General features: G+C 73.6%; 17 protein-coding genes and 7 tRNA genes. 12 read left to right on the top strand and 12 right to left on the bottom strand.

Annotated features, from left to right (window positions below; translation table 11 throughout):
* Positions 1-104 precede the first annotated feature (104 nt).
* A complete protein-coding gene (locus ABZ873_RS06015) occupies positions 105-1,769 on the top strand; it encodes a hypothetical protein (protein ID WP_360866170.1) in 1,665 nt (554 codons plus the stop codon).
* Between the two features lie 43 nt (positions 1,770-1,812).
* Here the strand turns inward: ABZ873_RS06015 and ABZ873_RS06010 are convergent, their stop codons facing one another.
* The gene (locus ABZ873_RS06010; protein WP_360865828.1) at positions 1,813-2,373 is read right to left on the bottom strand and encodes an HIT domain-containing protein; all 561 of its coding nucleotides are present in this window, start codon (positions 2,371-2,373) and stop codon (positions 1,813-1,815) included.
* A gap of 144 nt (positions 2,374-2,517) precedes the next feature.
* The gene (gene thrS / locus ABZ873_RS06005; protein WP_360865824.1) at positions 2,518-4,494 is read right to left on the bottom strand and encodes a threonine--tRNA ligase; all 1,977 of its coding nucleotides are present in this window, start codon (positions 4,492-4,494) and stop codon (positions 2,518-2,520) included.
* 812 nt (positions 4,495-5,306) lie between these two features.
* Between thrS and ABZ873_RS06000 the strand changes: the two genes are divergently transcribed.
* Positions 5,307-5,792, top strand: a complete 486-nt coding sequence (locus ABZ873_RS06000) for a GNAT family N-acetyltransferase (RefSeq protein WP_360865821.1) — start codon at positions 5,307-5,309, stop codon at positions 5,790-5,792.
* Between the two features lie 97 nt (positions 5,793-5,889).
* Here ABZ873_RS06000 and ABZ873_RS05995 read toward each other — a convergent pair whose 3' ends face one another.
* Together ABZ873_RS05995 and ABZ873_RS05990 are read right to left on the bottom strand one after the other, a co-directional pair.
* Positions 5,890-7,119: a hypothetical protein gene (locus ABZ873_RS05995; protein WP_360865818.1), complete on the bottom strand. Its 1,230-nt coding sequence runs from the start codon at positions 7,117-7,119 to the stop codon at positions 5,890-5,892.
* On the bottom strand, positions 7,119-7,721 hold the full coding sequence (locus tag ABZ873_RS05990; RefSeq protein ID WP_360865816.1) for a DUF4365 domain-containing protein: 603 nt from the start codon (positions 7,719-7,721) through the stop codon (positions 7,119-7,121). The genes ABZ873_RS05995 and ABZ873_RS05990 overlap by 1 nt, the downstream gene beginning before the upstream one ends.
* Positions 7,722-7,948: 227 nt before the next feature.
* Here ABZ873_RS05990 and ABZ873_RS05985 point away from each other — a divergent pair, with 227 nt between their 5' ends.
* Entirely contained in the window at positions 7,949-8,674 is a 726-nt protein-coding gene (locus ABZ873_RS05985) for a 3'-5' exonuclease (RefSeq protein WP_360865813.1), read from the top strand.
* Between the two features lie 72 nt (positions 8,675-8,746).
* Here ABZ873_RS05985 and ABZ873_RS05980 read toward each other — a convergent pair.
* Positions 8,747-8,818, bottom strand: a tRNA-Val gene (locus ABZ873_RS05980).
* 129 nt (positions 8,819-8,947) lie between these two features.
* On the opposite strand from ABZ873_RS05980, the gene ABZ873_RS05975 reads away from it, so the two are divergent.
* A complete protein-coding gene (locus tag ABZ873_RS05975) occupies positions 8,948-11,308 on the top strand; it encodes a hypothetical protein (RefSeq protein WP_360865810.1) in 2,361 nt (786 codons plus the stop codon).
* An 82-nt stretch (positions 11,309-11,390) separates the two neighbouring features.
* Here ABZ873_RS05975 and ABZ873_RS05970 read toward each other — a convergent pair.
* Together ABZ873_RS05970 and ABZ873_RS05965 are read right to left on the bottom strand one after the other, a co-directional pair.
* A tRNA-Val gene (locus ABZ873_RS05970) sits at positions 11,391-11,462 on the bottom strand.
* A 46-nt stretch (positions 11,463-11,508) separates the two neighbouring features.
* Positions 11,509-12,039 (bottom strand): TIGR02611 family protein, encoded by a 531-nt coding sequence (locus tag ABZ873_RS05965; protein WP_360865807.1) that lies wholly within the window; start codon positions 12,037-12,039, stop codon positions 11,509-11,511.
* A gap of 177 nt (positions 12,040-12,216) precedes the next feature.
* Here ABZ873_RS05965 and ABZ873_RS05960 point away from each other — a divergent pair, with 177 nt between their 5' ends.
* Positions 12,217-12,630, top strand: coding sequence for an SsgA family sporulation/cell division regulator (locus ABZ873_RS05960; RefSeq protein ID WP_030011909.1), 414 nt, complete (start codon positions 12,217-12,219; stop codon positions 12,628-12,630).
* A gap of 199 nt (positions 12,631-12,829) precedes the next feature.
* Positions 12,830-13,450 carry a CGNR zinc finger domain-containing protein gene (locus tag ABZ873_RS05955; RefSeq protein ID WP_360865804.1) on the top strand — a complete coding sequence of 207 codons (621 nt, stop codon included), beginning with the start codon at positions 12,830-12,832 and terminating at the stop codon, positions 13,448-13,450.
* Between the two features lie 618 nt (positions 13,451-14,068).
* Here the strand turns inward: ABZ873_RS05955 and ABZ873_RS05950 are convergent.
* Entirely contained in the window at positions 14,069-14,491 is a 423-nt protein-coding gene (locus tag ABZ873_RS05950) for a hypothetical protein (RefSeq protein ID WP_360865801.1), read from the bottom strand.
* A gap of 176 nt (positions 14,492-14,667) precedes the next feature.
* On the opposite strand from ABZ873_RS05950, the gene ABZ873_RS05945 reads away from it, so the two are divergent.
* A complete protein-coding gene (locus ABZ873_RS05945; RefSeq protein ID WP_360865798.1) occupies positions 14,668-15,162 on the top strand; it encodes a DsbA family protein in 495 nt (164 codons plus the stop codon).
* An 11-nt stretch (positions 15,163-15,173) separates the two neighbouring features.
* Here ABZ873_RS05945 and ABZ873_RS05940 read toward each other — a convergent pair whose 3' ends face one another.
* The 3 genes from ABZ873_RS05940 to ABZ873_RS05930 form a co-directional block, all read right to left on the bottom strand.
* Entirely contained in the window at positions 15,174-16,016 is an 843-nt protein-coding gene (locus tag ABZ873_RS05940; protein WP_360865795.1) for a GNAT family N-acetyltransferase, read from the bottom strand.
* A gap of 128 nt (positions 16,017-16,144) precedes the next feature.
* Positions 16,145-16,966 (bottom strand): aminodeoxychorismate lyase, encoded by an 822-nt coding sequence (locus ABZ873_RS05935; RefSeq protein WP_360865792.1) that lies wholly within the window; start codon positions 16,964-16,966, stop codon positions 16,145-16,147.
* Positions 16,963-18,045, bottom strand: a complete 1,083-nt coding sequence (locus ABZ873_RS05930) for a chorismate-binding protein (RefSeq protein WP_360865789.1) — start codon at positions 18,043-18,045, stop codon at positions 16,963-16,965. Before ABZ873_RS05930 ends, ABZ873_RS05935 begins: the two co-directional genes overlap by 4 nt.
* Before the next feature lie 181 nt (positions 18,046-18,226).
* Between ABZ873_RS05930 and ABZ873_RS05925 the strand changes: the two genes are divergently transcribed.
* The 5 genes from ABZ873_RS05925 to ABZ873_RS05905 all read left to right on the top strand — a co-directional run bounded on the left by ABZ873_RS05925 (position 18,227) and on the right by ABZ873_RS05905 (position 18,699).
* Positions 18,227-18,299: transfer RNA gene (locus ABZ873_RS05925), tRNA-Gly, on the top strand.
* A 39-nt stretch (positions 18,300-18,338) separates the two neighbouring features.
* Positions 18,339-18,412, top strand: a tRNA-Cys gene (locus ABZ873_RS05920).
* 1 nt (position 18,413) lies between these two features.
* A tRNA-Val gene (locus tag ABZ873_RS05915) sits at positions 18,414-18,485 on the top strand.
* A gap of 18 nt (positions 18,486-18,503) precedes the next feature.
* Positions 18,504-18,575: transfer RNA gene (locus ABZ873_RS05910), tRNA-Val, on the top strand.
* 52 nt (positions 18,576-18,627) lie between these two features.
* Positions 18,628-18,699 (top strand) — tRNA-Val (locus tag ABZ873_RS05905).
* 203 nt (positions 18,700-18,902) lie between these two features.
* Here ABZ873_RS05905 and ABZ873_RS05900 read toward each other — a convergent pair.
* Positions 18,903-19,088 (bottom strand): hypothetical protein, encoded by a 186-nt coding sequence (locus ABZ873_RS05900; protein ID WP_030830068.1) that lies wholly within the window; start codon positions 19,086-19,088, stop codon positions 18,903-18,905.
* Between the last annotated feature and the right edge of the window lie 459 nt (positions 19,089-19,547).

The following is a 19,547-nucleotide window of genomic DNA, read 5'->3' as shown; positions in this document are numbered from 1 at the left end:
TGGGCGGCATTTCCCTGTCCCATGACCATGGGGCGGCCCGCGCCGATAGGCTCGTCGGCGCGGGAGAACAGCATGGGAGCACGGCGATGGGGGTGGGGACAGCGGTGGCGGACGACGGATTCGACTTCAGGCCCGGCGCGCAGATTCCTCTGCAGGGCGGCGGCGGGCAGACGGCGGCGACCAACGCCCTCGCCTCGGCCGCGTACCGCGACGGCGGCAAGGACACCAGGCTCGACGTCCTGCTCGGCGCGAACAACGAGAACCACCCGGCCACGGTCAAGCCGCCGAAGATCTCCCTCTTCGAGCCCAGCCTCGGGGAGGCGTTCTGCCGGGCCGTCGAGGCCCGCACCCTGGGCCCGGGCCGCAAGGCGCTGATCCAGTCCTTCGGCGCCGACCCCCAGACGGTGGTCGAGCACTGCCTGGCCGCCTCGCACATCCGCAAGCAGCGCGACCGCCGGCTCCGGCTGATCATGCTGGTCTGCGGGGTGCTCTTCCTGCCCGGCCTGCTGCTGTGGCTGGGCCTGTTCCAGCTCCGCAGGTCCCTGGCCTCCCGGGAGGGCCGCGGCTCCTGGCTGGGCACCGTACTGCTGGTCTTCGTCGCCGTCGTGGTGGCGATCCTGATGTTCCGGCTGCCGCTCACCGGGTTCCTCGGCCTGTACGCGCGCGCCATGCTCATCGTCCCCGCGCTGGGCTGGCTGCTCGCCCGCCGGACCTGCGAGGCCACCGCCAAGGACCTGCGGTCCCGCTGGGACGGGCTGCTCTCCGGCGGCGGTGTCGCCGCCAAGATCCCCGAGGCCGTGCCGGGCAACCCGGACGAGAAGGCCCGCGAGGACCTGCGCCACCAGCTGGCCAAGCTCACCGCCGAGGACCGCAGCAACCAGGTCTTCTACGCCGGCCCCAAGGGCATCCTCGGCATGGGCACCCGCTGGGGCAACTGGCAGATGGCCGAGGAACTGGCCCCCCGCAGCGAGGTCGCGGAGATCCACCCCTTCCGCAGCTGGGACGTGGTCCGCGCGATCGACGCCCAGCTCCGCAAGCTGGAACGGGGCCCGCTGCACACCGGCGGCTTCCCGCCCGCCGCGATCCAGCACTGGATCGTCACCCCGGTCGGCGAGGGCGCGGGCGAGGTCACCCGGCCCACCGGCGAGAACGTCGACGCCTTCCTCGTCAAGCCGCACGAGGTCACCCGCATCTGCAACGAGCAGCAGTTCAACGCCGGGAACCGGCACTACCTGGGCATCCAGTACCCGCTCTGGGACGGCCAGCTGATCATCAACATGCTGGTCACGGTCACCGTGCTCTACAAGACCCTGCGCGTGGACGTCACCGCGCACGCGCTGGGCCCCGTACACGGCCTGTTCACCACCAAGTCCAAGTCCCCGGCCGTGGAGGTGCCCAAGAGCGTCCGCTTCTGGGAGACCGTGGAGCGCCCGCTGCCGATCGTGGACGCGCAGGAGGTGGTACGCCTGGCCGTGCGCGCGCCGCTGACCTGGTACCCGCCGCTGCTGGAGTACTTCGGCGGCAAGCTGGTCCTGCCCGAGCCCTTCGGCCTGCGGCACGTCTGGGCCAGCTCGATGTGGCGCCACCGCTTCATGGCCGACGACGCGCTGCGCACGGTGGCCCCGGTGCTGCGGGCGATCCACGCGGCGACCTTCAAGGTCCTGGAGGAGAACGGCGTGGACACGGAGCGCTTCACCAGCCGCTCCTCGATCATGAGCGGCGCCGTGCAGGAGCCGTCGCCGCGCAAGGCGGACATGTACGACGCGTAGGCGGGGCGGCCGCGCCCTGTCCGGGGTGCGGCCGCGGCGGGGCTCAGCCCTCGGGCCAGGCGTCCGCGAGCATCTGCCGGGTGTCCGCGAGGAGTTGCGGCAGGACCTTGGTGTGGCCGACGACCGGCATGAAGTTGGTGTCCCCGCCCCAGCGCGGCACGATGTGCTGGTGCAGGTGCGCGGCGATACCGGCGCCGGCGGCGCTGCCCTGGTTGAGCCCGATGTTGAAACCGTGCGCCCCGGACGCCTTGCGCAGCGCGACCATGGCCCGCTTGGTCAGGTCGGCCAGCTCGGCCGTCTCGGGACCGTCGAGCTCGGTGTAGTCCGCGACGTGCCGGTACGGGACGATCATGGTGTGCCCGCCGTTGTAGGGGTAAAGATTCAGCACCGCGAACACGTGCTTGCCCCGGGCCACGACCAGGCCGTCCTGGTCGGTCATCTCCGGAATCCCGCAGAAGGGACAGCCGTCCCCGGCCTCGGGGCCGGTGGGCTTGTTCTCCCCCTGGATGTAGGCCATCCGATGCGGGGTCCACAGCCGCTGGAACCCGTCGTGCGTGCCCACACCGTTCTGCCGCTCCGGCTCAGTCGTCATGGCGGCAAGCATATGACCTCGCGTGCGCGTACGAGGAAGGCCCCCGGGAAGTGATCACTTCCCGGGGGCCGAACCCCGCAGCGGCGGGGAGCAGGCCATGAGCTGGCCGCCGTTCTACGGCTAAAGAGGTACACCCCCGCGTCGGCGGGGACAGGGTCACACCTGCACGCGGCGCTCCACCACGTCAACGAGCTTCGCCAGCGCCTGGTCACGCGGGATGCCGTTTTCCTGCGAACCGTCGCGGTAGCGGAAGGAGACGGTGCCGGCCGCCATGTCCTCGTCGCCGACGATGATCATGAACGGCACCTTCTGCTTCTGCCAGGTGCGGATCTTCTTCTGCATCCGGTCGGAGGAGGCATCCACCTCGACCCGCAGGCCCTTCTTCTTCGCCTCGGCGGCGAAGCTCTGGAGGTACTCCACGTGCCCGTCGCCGATCGGGATGCCGACCGCCTGGACCGGCGCCAGCCACGGCGGCATGGCGCCCGCGTAGTGCTCCAGCAGCACCGCGAAGAACCGCTCGATGGAGCCGAACAGCGCCCGGTGGATCATGACCGGCTGCTGGCGCGAGCCGTCCGGAGCCGTGTACTCCAGGTTGAAACGTTGGGGCAGGTTGAAGTCCAACTGAACGGTCGACATCTGCCAGGTACGGCCGATGGCGTCGCGCGCCTGCACCGAGATCTTCGGACCGTAGAAGGCCGCGCCGCCCGGGTCGGGGGTCAGCGGCAGGCCCTGCTTCTCGGCGACCTGCTGGAGGACGGCGGTGGCCTCCTCCCACACCTCGTCGGAGCCGACGAACTTCTCCGGGTCCTTGGTCGACAGCTCCAGGTAGAAGTCGGTCAGACCGTAGTCGCGCAGCAGGTTCAGCACGAAGGTGAGCGTGCGGTCGAGCTCCTCCGCCATCTGCTCACGGGTGCAGTAGATGTGCGCGTCGTCCTGGGTGAAGCCCCGGGCGCGGGTCAGGCCGTGCACGACGCCCGACTTCTCGTACCGGTACACCGTGCCGAACTCGAAGAGGCGCAGCGGCAGTTCACGGTAGGAGCGGCCACGCGCGTCGAAGATCAGGTTGTGCATCGGGCAGTTCATGGGCTTGAGGTAGTAGTCGGTACCACCGTCGAGCTGCATGGGGGGGTACATGCCCTCCGCGTACCAGTCCAGGTGGCCGCTCTTCTCGAAGAGGGCGCCCTTGGTGGCGTGCGGGGAGTAGACGAACTCGTAGCCCTCTTCCTCGTGCTTCTTGCGCGAGTAGTCCTCCATCACCCGGCGGATGATGCCGCCCTTGGGGTGGAAGACGGCCAGGCCGGAACCGATCTCGTCCGGGATGGAGAAGAGGTCCAGCTCGTTGCCGAGCTTGCGGTGGTCGCGCTTCTCGGCCTCGGCGAGGAAGTCGAGGTGCGCCTTGAGCTCGTCCTTGGAGGGCCAGGCGGTGCCGTAGATGCGCTGGAGCATGGGGTTCTTCTCGCTGCCGCGCCAGTAGGCGGCGGCGTTGCGCATCAGCTTGAACGCCGGGATGTTGCGGGTGGTGGGCAGGTGGGGACCGCGGCAGAGGTCCTTCCAGCACAGCTCGCCGGTCTTGGCGTCCAGGTTGTCGTAGATGGTCAGCTCGCCGCCGCCCACCTCGACGTTCGCACCGTCGTCGGTGGACGCGGAGCCCTTGATGCCGATGAGCTCCAGCTTGTACGGCTCGTCCGCCAGCTCCTCGCGGGCCGCCTCGTCGGTGACCACACGGCGGGCGAAGCGCTGGCCCCTCTTCTGGATCTCCTGCATCTTCTTCTCGACGGCCTTGAGGTCCTCCGGGGTGAAGGGCCGGGCCACGTCGAAGTCGTAGTAGAAGCCGTCCCGGACCGGCGGGCCGATGCCGAGCTTGGCCTCGGGGAACAGCTCCTGCACGGCCTGCGCCATGACGTGCGCGGTGGAGTGGCGCAGGATGTTGAGGCCGTCCTCGGAGGAGATCTCGACCGGCTCGACGGTCTCGCCGTCGCGCACTTCGTACGCGAGGTCCTTGAGCTCGCCCGCGACGCGCGCGGCGACAATGGTGCGCTCACCGGCGAACAGCTCGGCCGCCGTAGTGCCCGTGGCCACCACGCGCTCGTCCCGCTCGGAATCGCGTTGGATGATCACACGGACGTCTGACACCGGTCTCTCCTGACTCAGGGGGTGCACGGCCGAACGCCGCGCGCATGAATCGTACCGATCGAACCCCCACCCCCGCGAAACGGTTCCGCCCCGGCTCCGGCCCGCCCCTCAGGCCGCAGCGGGCGGGCTCCGCCCAGGGCGGGGGCACCACCGGCCCGGCAACGCCGCCGCCCGGCCGGTCCCCACTCCGCAGCAGCGCCGCGAAGGCGGGCAAGCGGAACATGACGGGGGGCGCCGACGGCCGGGCCCGCGCAATCCCCGGTCGATGCCGACTCCGACCCACGCGCCGGCCCCTCCAGCCGCAGCGGCGACGGGGCGCGGAGAAGTCCTGGGCAAGGCCCGGCGCCGATCCGACCGGCCGGACCTCCCACGCCAGCGCCAACGTGGGCGCGCTGAGCGAGGCAAGACGCCGTCCCGGGCAGGGACGCGGCCCCGGGAAAGTCCTGGGCGAGGCCGGCCGCCGGCCGGACCGGCCAGACCTCCCACGCCAGCGACGACGTGGGCGCGCTGAGCAAGGCAAGACACCGTCCCGGGCAGCGGCCGGGGCCCCGGGGAAGTCCTGGGCGAGGCCGGCCGCCGGCCGGACCTCACGCGCCAGCGCCGAGGTGCACGCGCTGAGCAAGGCGAGACACCGACCCGGGCAGGGGCCGGGGGGGAAGTGGGGGACGAGATCCGCGCAGAGGTCTCCCCTGGCTCGCGAATCCGGAGCCGGACCGGCCCGCCCCCGGGGCGCTCGACCTGCGGGGACATCCCGGTACGCGAGGCGTGGCCGGTAGCGTGGGGCGGGCCGACTTCCCGGGGAGGGGACCCGTATGCCGAGGCCGCAGATCCGCCCGCTGGACCTGACCGACGACGCCACCGCGACCGAGGTGCACCGGATCGGCCGTGCCGCGTACGGGGTCGAGGCGGAGCTCATCGGCTTCGACGGCATCCCCGCGCTGCACGAGGGCCTTGCCGAGATGCGGGCCAGGCCGCTGCACTGGCTCGGGGCCGTCACCGCAGACGGCGAGATCGCCGGCTTCCTCGCCTGGGAGGCGCCGGACGACGACGGCCCCGTCGAGATCGACCGCCTCTGCGTGGCCCCCACGTGGTTCCGCCAGGGCATAGCCACCGCCCTGCTGCGCCACGCCCTGACCAGCACCTTCCCCGCCCGCACCCTCAAGGTCACCACGGGCGCGGCGAACGCCCCCGCGACAACCCTCTACGAACACCTCGGCTTCACCCGGGGCCCGGACTTCTGCCCCGCCCCCACCCTCCGCATGGCCTCCTTCACGCGCCCCGCGCCAGAGCCCGAGTAGCCCCCGCACCCACCCTCCGGGCCGGAGTACGCCGCGCCCTGGAGGCAGCGCCCCCGGGGGCAGGGCCGCACCCGCCGAGCGAGCCCGCAGGCACCCGTCAGTCCTCGCCGCCCAGCCCCTCCCCCGGGTCGAACGTGTCCGTCAGGGACTTCATCAGGCGGTCCCGCTCCACCGCGTCCAGCGGTACCGGCCTCACGTCCGTCGTGTGCGCCAGCCGGCGGAAGCCCCCGCGCCGCTGGAGGTCGCCCGTCACGCGGATCGGGAGGCCCACCAGGTGGGCGTGGCCCGCGACGCGGTACGACTCCTCGTCCAGGGCGGCCCGTACGTATGGGACCTCCGCCCCGCCCAGCACGCGCAGCCGCACCGTGCCCCCGCCCCCCGGGGCCGAGCGCCGCATGCGAACCACCGCCCCCGCCAGGCGGACCCGGACGGCCGGCTCGTCCCGCGTGTAGCGCGCCGCCGCCTCCCGCAGCGCGGGCAGATCCCCCGGGGAGAACTCCACCGGCTCGGGGCGCGCCGCGCACCCCGCCGGAACCCCCGCCGCCGGGGCCCACGCCAGCGCGATACGAGCCCCCTCCGAGCCGCGTACCAGCGCGATCAGCGCCTGCGCGAACTCCCGGCTGACACCCGCCTGCACCGCCGCGTCGAACGCCTCCATGCCGCCCGTGGCCCGCTGGTAGTCCACCGCCTCCCGGGCCGCGTGCAGCGCGTGGTGCAGCCGGGTCACCACCCCGCGCCCCGCGTCCACCGGCACGTACACGCTGAGCCTGCGGCCCCCCGGATGCGGCCCCACCAGCACCGGTTCCAGGGCCCGTTCGGCCTGGGCCCGGTACCGCGCCCCGTAGTACCCGGCCGTGGCCCGCGCCGCCAGCGCCCCCGCCAGCAGCAGCTTCCGCGCCGCCGAGCGCAGCTGCTCCTGCGCCGTCCAGGCGGCCTCGCCCCGGATCCCGTACGCCCCCTGCGCGGCCTCCCGCTCCCAGCGGACCTCGTCGCCCGGCACGCTCAGCCCGTACAGCACCTCCCGCGCCGACGGCAGCGCGCAGTGCGCCAGCGCGGCCAGCGCCTCCTCCAGCAGGTCGGCGCAGTCGGGGAAGGCCCGGCTCTCGGGCACGAGCACGCTGGTGCCGGCGTGGCCGGGCGGCGTCCAGCGCCCGTACCGCCCGGCGGCCCCGCCGCGCCGCAGCCAGCCGTGCCGCAGCAGCAGCGCCCCCAGCACGGCGGGATCGACCTGCGCCGGATCGGGCGCGGCGGCGGTACCGCCGGGGTCCGGGAAGCCCCCGGGGTCCGGGGGCGGCAGTGGTCCGAGGTTCGACGGGTACCGGTGCATCAGGGTGTCCCTCCCGACCCGACCCGGGTCATGATCTCGCACAGCGCCCGGTCGTCGAAGATCCGCGTGGTGGGGATCCGTACGGTGGTCCGGCGCCGGCCGGTCACGGGGTGTCCGGCGAGATTGGTCCAGTAGCAGCAGTGCCGCAGGTCGAGCCGGTCGTGCCCGGCGGCGAGCCACTGGTCGCGCTCCCGCGGGACGAGCATCACGACGAGGATCTTGTGCACGGCGACCGGCGTCCGCGCCAGCTTCACCAGGTGCTCGTTGTCGAGGGTGAAGGCGAAGGTGGGCCCGGCCGGCCGGGGCGGTATCTGGTAGGTCGCCTTCAACTGCACCTTGACGGTGACCTCGTCGTCGACGACGTGCTCGGGGGCGCCGTGGCTGACGTGCCAGTCGATGCCGTTGTCGGGGAAGGGCTGGGACAGCGAGCAGCCGGCCGCGGCGGCGACGGCGTGCAGGTATCCCACTTGAAGGGTCTCCATGCAGGCGGTGGTGGCGAGTGTGCCGCGCAGCGGCCCGGTCCGCGTGTCTCCCGGTGCGCCGGTCCGCGGATCGATCCGCCCCGCCAGCACCCCGCCCGGTTCGGGCTGCGCGAGCGCCATGGCCGGCTCCCCATGCCTTCCGGGCTCTGCCGTGGTGGTGGGTGGTGGCTGGGGTGATGGCCGGTCATGTGGGCGGCCCCCCAAGGTTGTTGTCTCCGCACCCGGGTAGCCGCAAACGGCGTACGGGGCAAACAGCCCGGGTATCACCGTTTCGGGCAGGGGCAGCACGTTCCGCGGCGAGGCGCCCGACTGCACCCCGACTGCCGACCGGGAACGAGGAGTTCGCCATGACACGCTGGTACGAGGGCCCGCTGGCCGCATTCGACACGGAGACCACCGGGGTGGACGTGGAGCAGGACCGGATCGTGTCCGCCGCGCTCATCGTCCAGGAGTGCGCGGGCGGCCGGGTCCGCACCACGCGCTGGCTGGTCAATCCCGGCATTCCGGTGCCCCCGGGGGCGACGGAAGTGCACGGGCTCACCGATGACCACCTGCAGCGCCACGGGCGCTGGCCCGCGCCGGTGGTGGAGGAGATAGCCCGCGGGCTGGGCGAGCAGCGGGTGGCGGGCCGCCCGCTGGTGGTGATGAACGCGCCGTTCGATCTGACCCTGCTGGACCGGGAGTTGCGCCGGCACCGGGCCTCCTCCCTCTCGCGGTACCTGGACAACCGGCCGCTGACGGTGCTGGATCCGCGGGTGCTGGACAAGCACCTGGACCGCTACCGCAAGGGCCGCCGCACCCTGACGGACCTGTGCGCGCACTACGGGATAGAGCTGGAGGGCGCGCACGACGCGGCGGCGGACGCGATGGCTTCCCTGGAACTGGTCCGCGCGGTGGGCCGCCGCTTCGCCTCGCGCCTGGAACGCCTGACCCCGGCCGAGCTGCACACCCTCCAGGCGGTGTGGCACGCGGCCCAGGCCCGTGGCCTGCAAGCCTGGTTCGCCCGCCAGGGCACCCCGGAACCGGTGGACCCCCACTGGCCCCTCCGCCCCGACCTCTCAGCCGCCGCCTGACCCACCGGGGCCGCACCCCGGCCCCGAACATGCGGAAGGCCGGTCCGTCTGTGACGGACCGGCCTGACCCGGTGGGCGATACTGGGATCGAACCAGTGACCCCTTCGGTGTGAACGAAGTGCTCTCCCGCTGAGCTAATCGCCCGGGAACGCACTGAACAATACAGAAGCCTCGGGGCTGGTTCAAACCGCCTCCCGTGCCGGTGCGTACTCAGGGCGTACCTGAGTACGGGCGCCGATGCGGCGGGTGGGTGACGGGGGCCACACTCGCCGCATGAACTCGCCTCTGCCGCCGGCCGAAGAGCTGGCGCTCATCGACCGTGAGCTGGCCCAACTCGACTCCCGGCGGCTCTACTTGCTGGCCCGCCGGGACTGGCTGCTGCGGCTGCTCCAGCAGTCCGGTCCGGCGCCCGCGCCCTGGGGGGCCGGGGCGCCCGCCGTGGCCGCCGGGCCCGCCGGTTCCGGGCAGGACGCCTCGGCGCCCGGTGCGCAGAACGTGCTGCTGACCCTGGGCGCCGTGCTGCTGGCCGTGGCCGCGCTCGCGTTCACGCTCGTGAGCTGGGGCTCGATGGGGATCGGCGGGCGTGCGGCGGTGCTGTCCGCGGTGACGGCGGCCGCGCTCGGCGCGCCCTTCCTGCTGCTGCGGCGCGGGCTGCGCTCGACGGCGGAGTCGGTGGCCGCGGTGGGTCTGCTGCTGACGGTGCTCGACGCGTACGCCGTCCACGCGGTCGGCATGCCCGGCACGGACGGCACCGCCTACACGGCCGCCGCCGCGACGGTGCTCGCCGCGGGCTGGGCCGGCTACGGCGCGGCCCTGCGCGGGCTGCGCCTGCCGCTGCCGGCCGCGCTGGCGGCGGCGCAGCTGCCCCTGCCGCTGGCGGCACTGGCCGCGGAGGCGGGCCCCTCGGGGCTGGGCTGGGCGCTGCTGGTGACGGCGGCGCTGGACGCGGCGCTCGCGGCGCGGTTCCGGCCCGCGGCGATTCCGGCGGCCGTGCTGGGCGGGCTGGCGCTGCTGACGGGTGCGGCCCAGTCCTGGGCGGCGGACTCCGCGGCCCAGACCCTGGCCCCGGCGGCGCTGCTGCTGGCGGGTGCGGCGCTGGGCGTGGCGGTGGCCTGGCGGGAGCCGCGCGCGACGGCGGCCGCCGTGGCGGGCGCGCTGGCGGCGGTGGTGGCCGTGGGCGGTGTGGCGCGCCCGGCGCTGACGGGCTCGGCGCGGGAGGCCGCCTGGCTGCTGGTGGTGCACCTGCTGGCGGGTCTGCCGCTGGTGGCGCTGGTACGGGTGCCCGTGCTGCCGCGTGCGGTGCGGCGCGGGCTCGCCGGGGGCGGGGCGCTGGTGGGGGCCGCCGGGGCCGTGGTGGCCGGTGCGGTGGCGGTGCTGGCCCTGCTGGCGCCCGTACGGGTGCTGGGCGAGGTGTGGGCGGCGACGACCCCGGCGGCGATGCCGTACGCGCCGGTGGTGGCGGTCCCGGTGGCGCTGCTGCTGACGGCGGGGGCGGCCTGGTGGCTGTCGCGGGCGCTGGGGCGCTCCGAGGGCACGGTGGCGGCGGTGGTCCTGGCCTGGGCGGGCCTGTTCACGGCGCCGGTGCTGCTGGGGCTCCCGGTGGCGGTGGTGCTGGTGGTGCAGCTCGCGGTGACGGCCGCGGCGGGCGCGCTCGCGCTGCGGGCGGCCGGGGCCCGCGGGGTCCGGATCGCGGCGGCGGTGTGCGCGCTCACGGGGGCCGCGGGGGTGTCCCTGGGCGCGCTGGACGGCCGGGCGGCGACCTTCGCGGTCTGGGGCCTGCTGGGCGCGGGCTGCGCGGCGGGAGCGGCGTACGGGGCCGCGCCGCGCCGGGTCCGTTCGGGCGCGGCGGTGTGCGCCGTCGGGTACACCACGGGGCTGCTCGTGGCGGCGGCCGCGGCATCGGACCTCGCGGTGGTCCGGTGGGCGCTGCCCGTGCTGGCGGTTCCGGCGCTGGCGGCGGCGCTGGGCCCGCGGCTGGGCGGCGTACGGCTGCCGGTGGAGATCGCGGCGGCCTGCTCCGGCGGCCTGGCCGTGGTCCTGGCGGCGGCCGATCCGTCCTGGCTCGCGCTGGTCCTGGCCCTGGCCGGGGTGATCTGCGCGGCCGCGGCGGTACGGCCGGAGCGGCGGGCGCTGAGCTGGGCGGCGGGCGCGCTGTTCGCGGCGGCGACCTGGATCCGGCTGGCGCAGGCGGGGGTGACGGCGCCGGAGGCGTACACGCTGCCGGTGACGGTGCCCGCGCTCGTGGTGGGTGTGCTGCGGCGGCGCCGGGATCCGGCGGCCTCGTCCTGGACGGCGTACGGTCCGGGCCTGGCGGCGACCCTGCTGCCGAGCCTGATCGCGGCCTGGGGCGACCCGGGCTGGCCGCGCCCCCTGCTGCTGGGGCTGGCCGCGCTGGCGGTGACCCTGCTGGGCGCCCACCGGCGGCTCCAGGCGCCGCTGCTGCTGGGCGGCGCGGTGCTGGCGGCGGTGGCACTGCACGAGCTGGCCCCGTACGTGGCGCAGGTGGCGGGGGCGCTGCCGCGCTGGGTGCCGCCGGCCCTGGCGGGCCTGCTGCTGCTGGCGGTGGGGGCGACGTACGAGAAGCGGCTGCGGGACGCCCGCCGGCTGCGCGACGCGATCGCGCGGCTGCGGTGAGGGCGGGGCGGCGGTGGGCGGCCACGCCTGGGAAACGACGAGGGCCCGGAGACTGTGGAAGTCTCCGGGCCCTCGGTCCGGGTGGGCGATACTGGGATCGAACCAGTGACCCCTTCGGTGTGAACGAAGTGCTCTCCCGCTGAGCTAATCGCCCGGACGCACCGCAAACATTACCCCATGTCAGCGGTGCTTCCCGACCATCACTGGTCCTTGAGGTCCCAGGGCAGGACGAGCCCGTACTTCCACAGGTAGAAGCCGATCAGCGCGCCCGCGATGACGAGGCCGGTGGTGGTCAGGATGAGGTTGCGGCGGCGCACCTTCGGGTCGAGCGCCTTCTGGGCCGCCTCGGTGACCTTGCGCTTGGTCCAGCGCAGGACGAGGTGGGCCCAGGCGAACTCGGTGGCCCAGATCGCCAGGCCCGCGAAGATCGCGACCCAGCCAGGGCCGGGCAGCACGAGCATGGCCACGCCCGCGGCGATCACCGCGAGGCCGACGACGAAGACGCCGACCTGCCAGCTGAGGTGCAGGGTCCTGCGGGCCTTGATGAAGGCGGGCGCCTTCGACACGTGCGGCGTCTCGGCGGCGGCCCCGGCGCCCGTCCCCTCGCCGGCTCCGGTGCTCTTGCCCGCGCCCGGCTCCGCGCCCGGCTCCGCGCCCGTCCCCGTCCCGGGTTCCGTGGTGGTTTCGTCGGCGGCGGACTGGTTGGTGCCGCGGTCACTCCCCGTATTCATGAACCCGAATCTACCCGAGCCCGAAGCACACGGGAACGATCGTTTGGATCCGCCGTCCGAGGGACCCAGAGGTCCGCAAAACGGTCAGAGGGGTTTACAACGACACCGTAGGTGGCATGTCGATTTCGCCGACGTGCGAATCCCCGAGCGCACACTGAGCGAAAGGCCCTGGCGCTTATGAACACCACGGTCAGCTGCGAGCTGCACCTGCGCCTCGTTGTGTCGAGCGAGTCCTCACTGCCTGTTCCCGCGGGCCTGCGGTATGACACGGCCGATCCCTACGCCGTGCACGCCACCTTCCACACCGGCGCCGAGGAGACGGTCGAATGGGTGTTCGCCCGCGACCTCCTCGCGGAGGGCCTCCACCGGCCCACCGGTACCGGCGACGTCCGCGTCTGGCCCTCCCGGAGCCACGGTCAGGGCGTCGTCTGCATCGCCCTGAGCTCACCGGAGGGAGAAGCACTGCTCGAAGCACCCGCCCGAGCACTGGAGTCGTTCCTCAAGCGGACGGACGCCGCGGTCCCACCCGGGACCGAGCACCGGCACTTCGACCTCGACAAGGAGCTCTCCCACATCCTGGCCGAAAGCTGAGCCAGCCCCCCAGCGGCCCGCCACCGTCCGACTCGGGGCGACGGTGCGGGCCGGACAACCACATATGCCTGCGCCGGCGCTGTTCCCGCGGAAGCCACCCGCGAGGACGGCGCCGTCGCGCTGTCCGGGGACCGGCTATTGTCGGGCGGCATCGGCGGGCACACCCGTCGCCGCAGGCCCGGCCCCCCAGGGAGACACCGTGCAGATCCCCCACGACACCCGTCGCGCGCTCGACGTCGTCGTCGCGCTGGTGAACACCGCGGCCGAGTCCGACCAGCCCGACGGGCTCTCCGACATCGGCGCGCTCCGCGGCTTCGTCCAGGAGTACTCGATCAGCGACGTGGGCGAGCTCGGGGCCCGCGACCTCGCCGGGGTGCGGACCGTACGCGGCAAATTCGCCCAGGTCTTCGCGGCGCCGACGGCGCGGGCCGCGTCCGTGCTGATCAACGAGCTGGTGGCGACGGCGGGCACGACGCCGCAGCTCACCGACCACGACGGCTACGACTGGCACGTGCACTACTTCGCCCCCGGCGCCTCGGTGGGCGACCACCTGGCGGCCGACGGCGGCATGGCCCTGGCCTTCATCGTGGTCTCCGGCGAGCAGGAGCGGCTGCGGCGCTGCGAGGCCCCCGACTGCCGCCGCGCCTTCGTGGACCTCTCGCGCAACCGCTCCCGGCGCTACTGCGACAGCCGCACCTGCGGGAACCGGCTGCACGTGGCGGCGTACCGGGCGCGGCGCAAGGGGGTCGAGGCGGGGGCGTCAGAGCAGGAAGAGATCGTGCACGGCGGCGAGCATCAGCAGGACGCCGATCACCGCTAGGAAGATCATCAGGGGCGGTTGGGAGAGCGCGAACAGGCAGCCTCGCGGCTCGTCGGCGACAGGGGGAGCGGGTACCGGCACGGGAACCGCGGGATCACTCTGCGATGTCTCGAACATGTCGGCCCGATGATGACCCAGCCCACCGCACGCCACCCGCCAACACGCCATGATCCGCGCGGCAGTTAGCTCGATCTCGTGGACGTATCCCCAACCCCGCCCCACCAGGGCCGCTGACGTGCTTGCCTCTGCCCTCGGCCACCCACCGTGGCGCGGCACGGGGCCGACGGGCGCGCCCGCCACCTGCATCGCTTGCCCCCTGCGTGCGCCCTGGCCGCAGCCGCCGGACTCGGCCACGGTCGTCCGGGGCGCGGCGACCACGCTCGCGTCGCACCGGCGCCCCTCCCCCGCCCGGCCTCGCCGGGCCAAAGGTGAAGGAGGACCTGTGGGCTCTCAGGTGAGGTGTGGGTCGACCAAGACCACGACGGGCAAGCCCTGCCGGAATCCCGCCATGATCGGCTACTCCCGCTGCCAGAAGCACCGTGGTGATTGGAACCCCCCGCAGCGGAAGCGGACGAAGAAGCGCTGACGGTTCGCACGCCCAGCCGGGACCCGACGGGCTCAGATGCCGTGCTTCTTGAGGATGGCCTCGATGTCCGAGAAGTCGTCCGCCGGGGCGGGATCGCGGCGCGGGGTTGTGGTCGGGTTCGGGGTGCCCAGGGAGGGGCGGGAGGCGGTGGGGACGACGGGGGGCGGGGCGTCGGAGGCGGCCTTGCGGCGGCCGCCCGGCCTGCGGCGTTCGATCGCGCGGGTGGTGAGCAGGAGCAGCGCGGACAGGGCCAGGAGGCCGAAGCCGATCCAGACGGCCGGGTCGAAGACCAGGCCGGACAGCCACTGGACGATCCCGGTCAGCGCGAGGCCGGCCGGTACGAGCGCGAACGCGGCCGTGCGGGCCGCGGCCAGGAAGCGCTTGCGGTAGGCGGTCAGCGCGGCGATGCCCAGGCCCGCCGCGGATGCCGCGTAGCAGATGGTCTCGGCGAGCATGCGGTCCTCCGGACTCTCGGCGGGTCGACGATCCGTCCCTGTCCATCCTGCACCGGCCCCCGCCGTACGGGCCAGGTGCCCGGGGCCCCGCGGGCGGATCTCGGGGAGATCTCCGGGTCGGGTCTCCTCCCCAGGTCCCGGTCGGTGCGGCGGGCGGGGGCTGGGAGACTGTCCGTATGACCGATTCCGTGATCCTCGACGTCTGGTGCGAACTCCAGTGCCCGGACTGCCACAGCGCGCTGGACGACGTACGCGCCCTGCGGGCCCGCTACGGCGACCGGCTGGACATCCGGCTGCGCCACTTCCCCCTGGAGAAGCACAAGCACGCCTTCGCCGCCGCGCAGGCGGCCGAGGAGGCCGCGGAGCAGGGGCGGGGCTGGGCCTACGCGGAGGCCGTACTGGCACGGACCGCCGAGCTGGGTGAGCGGGGCGAGCCGGTGCTCCTGGACGTGGCCCGCGAACTGGGCCTGGACGTCGAGGAGTTCGACACCGCGCTGATCGACGGGCGGCACATCCTGATCGTGGACGCCGACCAGGCCGAGGGCAAGGCCATCGGCGTGACCGGCACCCCGACCTATGTGATCGACGGGCAGCGCCTGGACGGCGGCAAGAGCCAGGAGGGCCTGCGCGCCCGCATCGAGGAGATCGCGGACCGGCTGCTGGCCGCCTGAGCGCAGCCGGCCTAGATCAGCTCCTTCGTCGCGTTGACCGTGGTGTCCCGGTAGCCGAGGGATACGTAGAGCCGCCGGGCCGGGGTGTTGCCCTCTGCCACGTGCAGGCCGATGTGCCGGGCGCCCGCCTCGTGCGCGGTGCGCTCGGCCAGCAGCATCAGGGACCTGCCGTGGCCGTGGCCGCGGTGCTCGGGGGCCACCTCGACGTCGTAGACGTACGGGACGGGGCCGAGCCCCGGCAGGTCCAGGCGGCCCGTCCACACCGTGCCCAGCACACTGCCGCCGGGTCCCTCCAGGAGCTGGAAGGTGTGCCCCTCGGTGTCCGGGCCGTCGGGCAGCATCCGCGCGTGCTCGGCCCGGGAGGCGGCCAGGCCCTGCTCGGGGGTCATGCCGGGCGCGGTCAGCCGGGGCGCGTATCCGGTGACGACTGTTTCCAGCCAGGCGTCGAACTCGGCCCGGGTCATCGGCCGCCCGGTGGTACCCGCCGCGGGGGCGGGCGGTTCACCGGCCAGCTCCTTGACCATGACCCGGCCGGTCTCCCGGTAGCCGAGCGCGGCGGCCATCCGCAGCGCCGGTTCCGCGTCGGCGGGCACCGCCAGCGCGATCGCGGTGCAGCGCCAGGAGCGCAGTACCTCCTCGGCGGCGAGGGCGGCGACCGTGGCGCGGCCGCGCCGCCGGTCGGGTTCGTCGATGTACAGCCCCCGGATCACTCCGACGGCGGGCTGGGCCGCGGAGCGCGTGGCCAGTTCGAGTGTGCCGACGCGACGGCTGTTGACGCGGACCTCGTAGGCCCGTGAGCGGGTGCCGTCGCCGTGCTGCTGGAGCGGCTGCGCGGGCCGCAGGGTGGTGGTCATCCCTCTGAGTTCTACCGGCCCGGAGGCCCCGCGTCACCGGTGCCCGCGGACTTACCCGGCCTTCGGGGGCCTCCCCGGCCTTCCGGAGCCTTGCGGAGCCTTGCGCACCTTCCGGAGCCCGGCAGACCTCACGGATCGATGTCGGCGGCCGCCTTCGCCCCGAAGACCCGCATTGCCTCGGCCGTGACCGGCCCGGGCCCGGTGCCCACCGCGCGCCCGTCCACCCGTACGACGGCCTGTACGTCGCGCAGGGAGGAGGTCAGGAAGACCTCCTCGGCCGCTTCCAGGGCCTCGAAGGGCAGACCGCTCTCCTCGGCCCCCGCCCACTCCACGACGAGCGCGCGGGTGATCCCGGCCAGGCAGCCGGAGGACAGCCTCGGGGTGTGCAGCCGCCCGTCGAGCACGACGAACACGTTCGAGCCGGTGCCCTCGCAGAGCTGGCCGACGGTGTTGGCCATCAGCGCCTCGGAGGCTCCCTCCCGGTGGGCGGCGGCCAGCGCGACCACGTTCTCCGCGTACGAGGTGGACTTGAGCCCGGCCACGGCGGAGCGCTCGTTGCGCACCCAGGGCACCGTCACCACGGCGGTGGTGTCCGGCCGGGGTGCGGACTCCGCGACGGCGGCGATCAGCGTGGGCCCGGCGTCCCCTCGGTCGGAGCCGAGCGGGGCGACCCCGCCGGTGTAGGTGACGCGGAGCCGGCCGTGCGCGACGGGGTTGGCCTCCAGGACGGCCGCGCAGGCCCGGCGCACCTCGTCGAGGTCGGGGTCGGGCAGGCCGAGGCCGCGGGCGGAGCGGGTGAGCCGGTCCAGGTGGCGGGTGAGGGCGAAGGCCCGGCCGTGCTGGGCCTTCAGCGTCTCGAAGACGCCGTCGCCCACGGTCAGCCCGTGGTCGAAGACGGACACCCGGGCGGCCTCGACGTCCCTCAGCGCTCCGTCGAGCCAGATCTTCATGGTGCGGTCCTTCCGGTGGTGCGGTGCGGTTCCTCGGGGCGGATGTCCTCGTGTCCGGCGGCCACACGCAGCAGCCGGGCGGCTTTCAGTTCGGTCTCGGCCCATTCGCGGTCGGGGTCGGAGCCCCAGGTGATGCCGGCTCCGGTGCCGAAGAGCAGGCGGGCGCCCCCGGCGGCCGCGCGGTCGATCCAGAAGGTACGGATGCCCACCGCGAGCTCGCCGGTCCCCCGGTCGGCGTCGACCCAGCCGACGCCGCCGCAGTACGGGCCGCGCGGGGCGGTCTCCAGCGCCTCGATGATCCGCAGGGCGGAGGACTTGGGCGCGCCCGTGACGGAGCCGGGCGGGAAGGTGGCGGCGAGCAGTTCGGGCCAGCCGGCGCCCTCGGCGAGCTCCCCGCTGACGGTGGAGACGAGGTGGACGAGGCCCGGGTGCTCCTCGACGGCGCACAGCGCGGGCACGGTGACGGAGCCCGTGGCGCAGACCCGGCCGAGGTCGTTGCGGACCAGGTCCACGATCATCACGTTCTCGGCGTGGTCCTTGGGGAGCAGGTCCCCGGCGGTGCGGCCGGTGCCCTTGATGGGGCCGGACTCGATGCGGCGGCCGGTCCGGCGCAGGAACAGCTCGGGTGAGGCGGTGGCGATCTCGACGCCGTGGGCCGGAAGCCGAATCGTTCCTGCGAACGGGGCCGGATTGCCCCGCGCGAGCAGTGCGGTCAGCGCGTCGACGTCGGCGCGCTCCGGGTGCGGCAGCGGCGCGGACAGCACACGGCAGAGATTGGCCTGGTAGACCTCCCCGGCGGCGATGTGCTCGCGGATGCGGTGTACGCCGGCCACGTACGCGGCACGGTCCAGCGAGGAGGTCCACCGATCGGCGGCGGGGCCGTGCCAGGCGCCAGGGACGGGCGCGGGCACCGGGTCCGGCCGGACGTCCCCGAAACGCGCGCAGACGAGGCGCCCTTCGAAATCGGCGGCCACCGCCCAGAACCCGGTGGAGTCGAGGGCGGCGGGGTCACTGGTGACATCCCGCAGGTCGGTCGCGAGGAGGCCGCCGAAGCGGGCCAAGGGGGGCAGGTCGTGCACGGCTGCGAGTCTATGACCGGTGACGCGCGGGCGCCGGTGCGGTGACGCCGGGGTGACCTGTGGTGATCGAGCGGCAGCACGCTGCGGAAACGCGTTTTTGAGCTGGCCCCGGAATCCGCTAGAGTTCAACACGTCGCCAGGGAGCGAAGGGGCCAGAACCCCGGAGCGAACAAGGTGACCTGCGGACGTAGCTCAGTTGGTAGAGCACCACCTTGCCAAGGTGGATGTCGCGAGTTCGAGTCTCGTCGTCCGCTCGAAGTGGGGGATCTTCCCGAGAAACCCCGCAGCTCCATGGTGGAGTGGCCGAGAGGCGAGGCAACGGCCTGCAAAGCCGTCTACACGGGTTCAAATCCCGTCTCCACCTCCAAGGACGATTAGCTCAGCGGGAGAGCGCTTCCCTGACACGGAAGAGGTCACTGGTTCAATCCCAGTATCGTCCACTGATCCGCAAGGATCCCGCGCGATTAGCTCAGCGGGAGAGCGCTTCCCTGACACGGAAGAGGTCACTGGTTCAATCCCAGTATCGCGCACGCAGTACCTCGCACCACCTGTTCCACCTGCGGTTCTCGGACCGTGGAGCCCGCGCGATTAGCTCAGCGGGAGAGCGCTTCCCTGACACGGAAGAGGTCACTGGTTCAATCCCAGTATCGCGCACAGCAAGAAAGCCCCGGCCTTTTCCTCGGCCGGGGCTTTTGCGTTTCCCCATACCCGTGGAACGTCAAAAAGGGCGCTGCCCGTACGACTCCCCAGTCGTGCGGGCAGCGCCCTTCACCTGCCGTCCGTCGCTCCCCCGTCCCCACGGGGTACAACAGGCCGATGTCCCGGCCCGGGCCGCTCTCCCGGGCCCGGGGCGCCGCTCAGCGCCCCGGCATCATGCCCACGGACGACGCCTGTGCCGCCAGCTGGTCGAAGCCTCCGAAGAGGAAGAGCAGCAGGGCGGCCAGAGGGAGGACCATGGCCGCGGCCACCAGTGGGTGGCGGGTGCCGGACTCATGGCTGTTGAACGCGAATGCCTTGCGTCCCTGCCGTGCGATGTCCGCCATGGTCCTCTCCCTGTCGTCTGGCAGCGGCGGGCTTGTGACCTCGGGGGACGAGTGCGCCACCCGCCGCTTGACTTCAACACTAGGCGGGCGGGCGGCCCGTGGCCTCATGCCCTCGTACCCATTGCCTGGCCTCCAGGAGGATGACCGCGAACGCCGGATGTACTCCCCTGGGTGGAGACCTCTCCGCCGCTATGGGGGTCTTCCCGGAGGGGGATGACCGGAGGGTAGTGACTTCGCTCACTTCCGTCACTCCCTGTTCCCATATGTCCGCGCGGCGGGCGCCCACAAGATCGACTCGGCCGTGGACCGCCCCACGGCTCCCCCGGCGGCCCTCCGGCCCGCCCCTGGCCGCCAATCCCCTTGTTCCGAGGGCGGTTTGGGCCGGGCACCCGCCCCGGAGCGTCCGACGGGCCCGGCCGCTGATGCTCCCTCAAGGGTGCTGCGCCGCACAGACAATCG

The sequence above is a fragment of the Streptomyces sp. NPDC047014 genome (genome assembly GCF_040644195.1).
In the GTDB taxonomy this organism is placed as follows: Bacteria; Actinomycetota; Actinomycetes; order Streptomycetales; family Streptomycetaceae; genus Streptomyces.
Note: the sequence above shows the minus strand (reverse complement) of the source record. Positions and strands in the feature narration are given on the sequence as shown.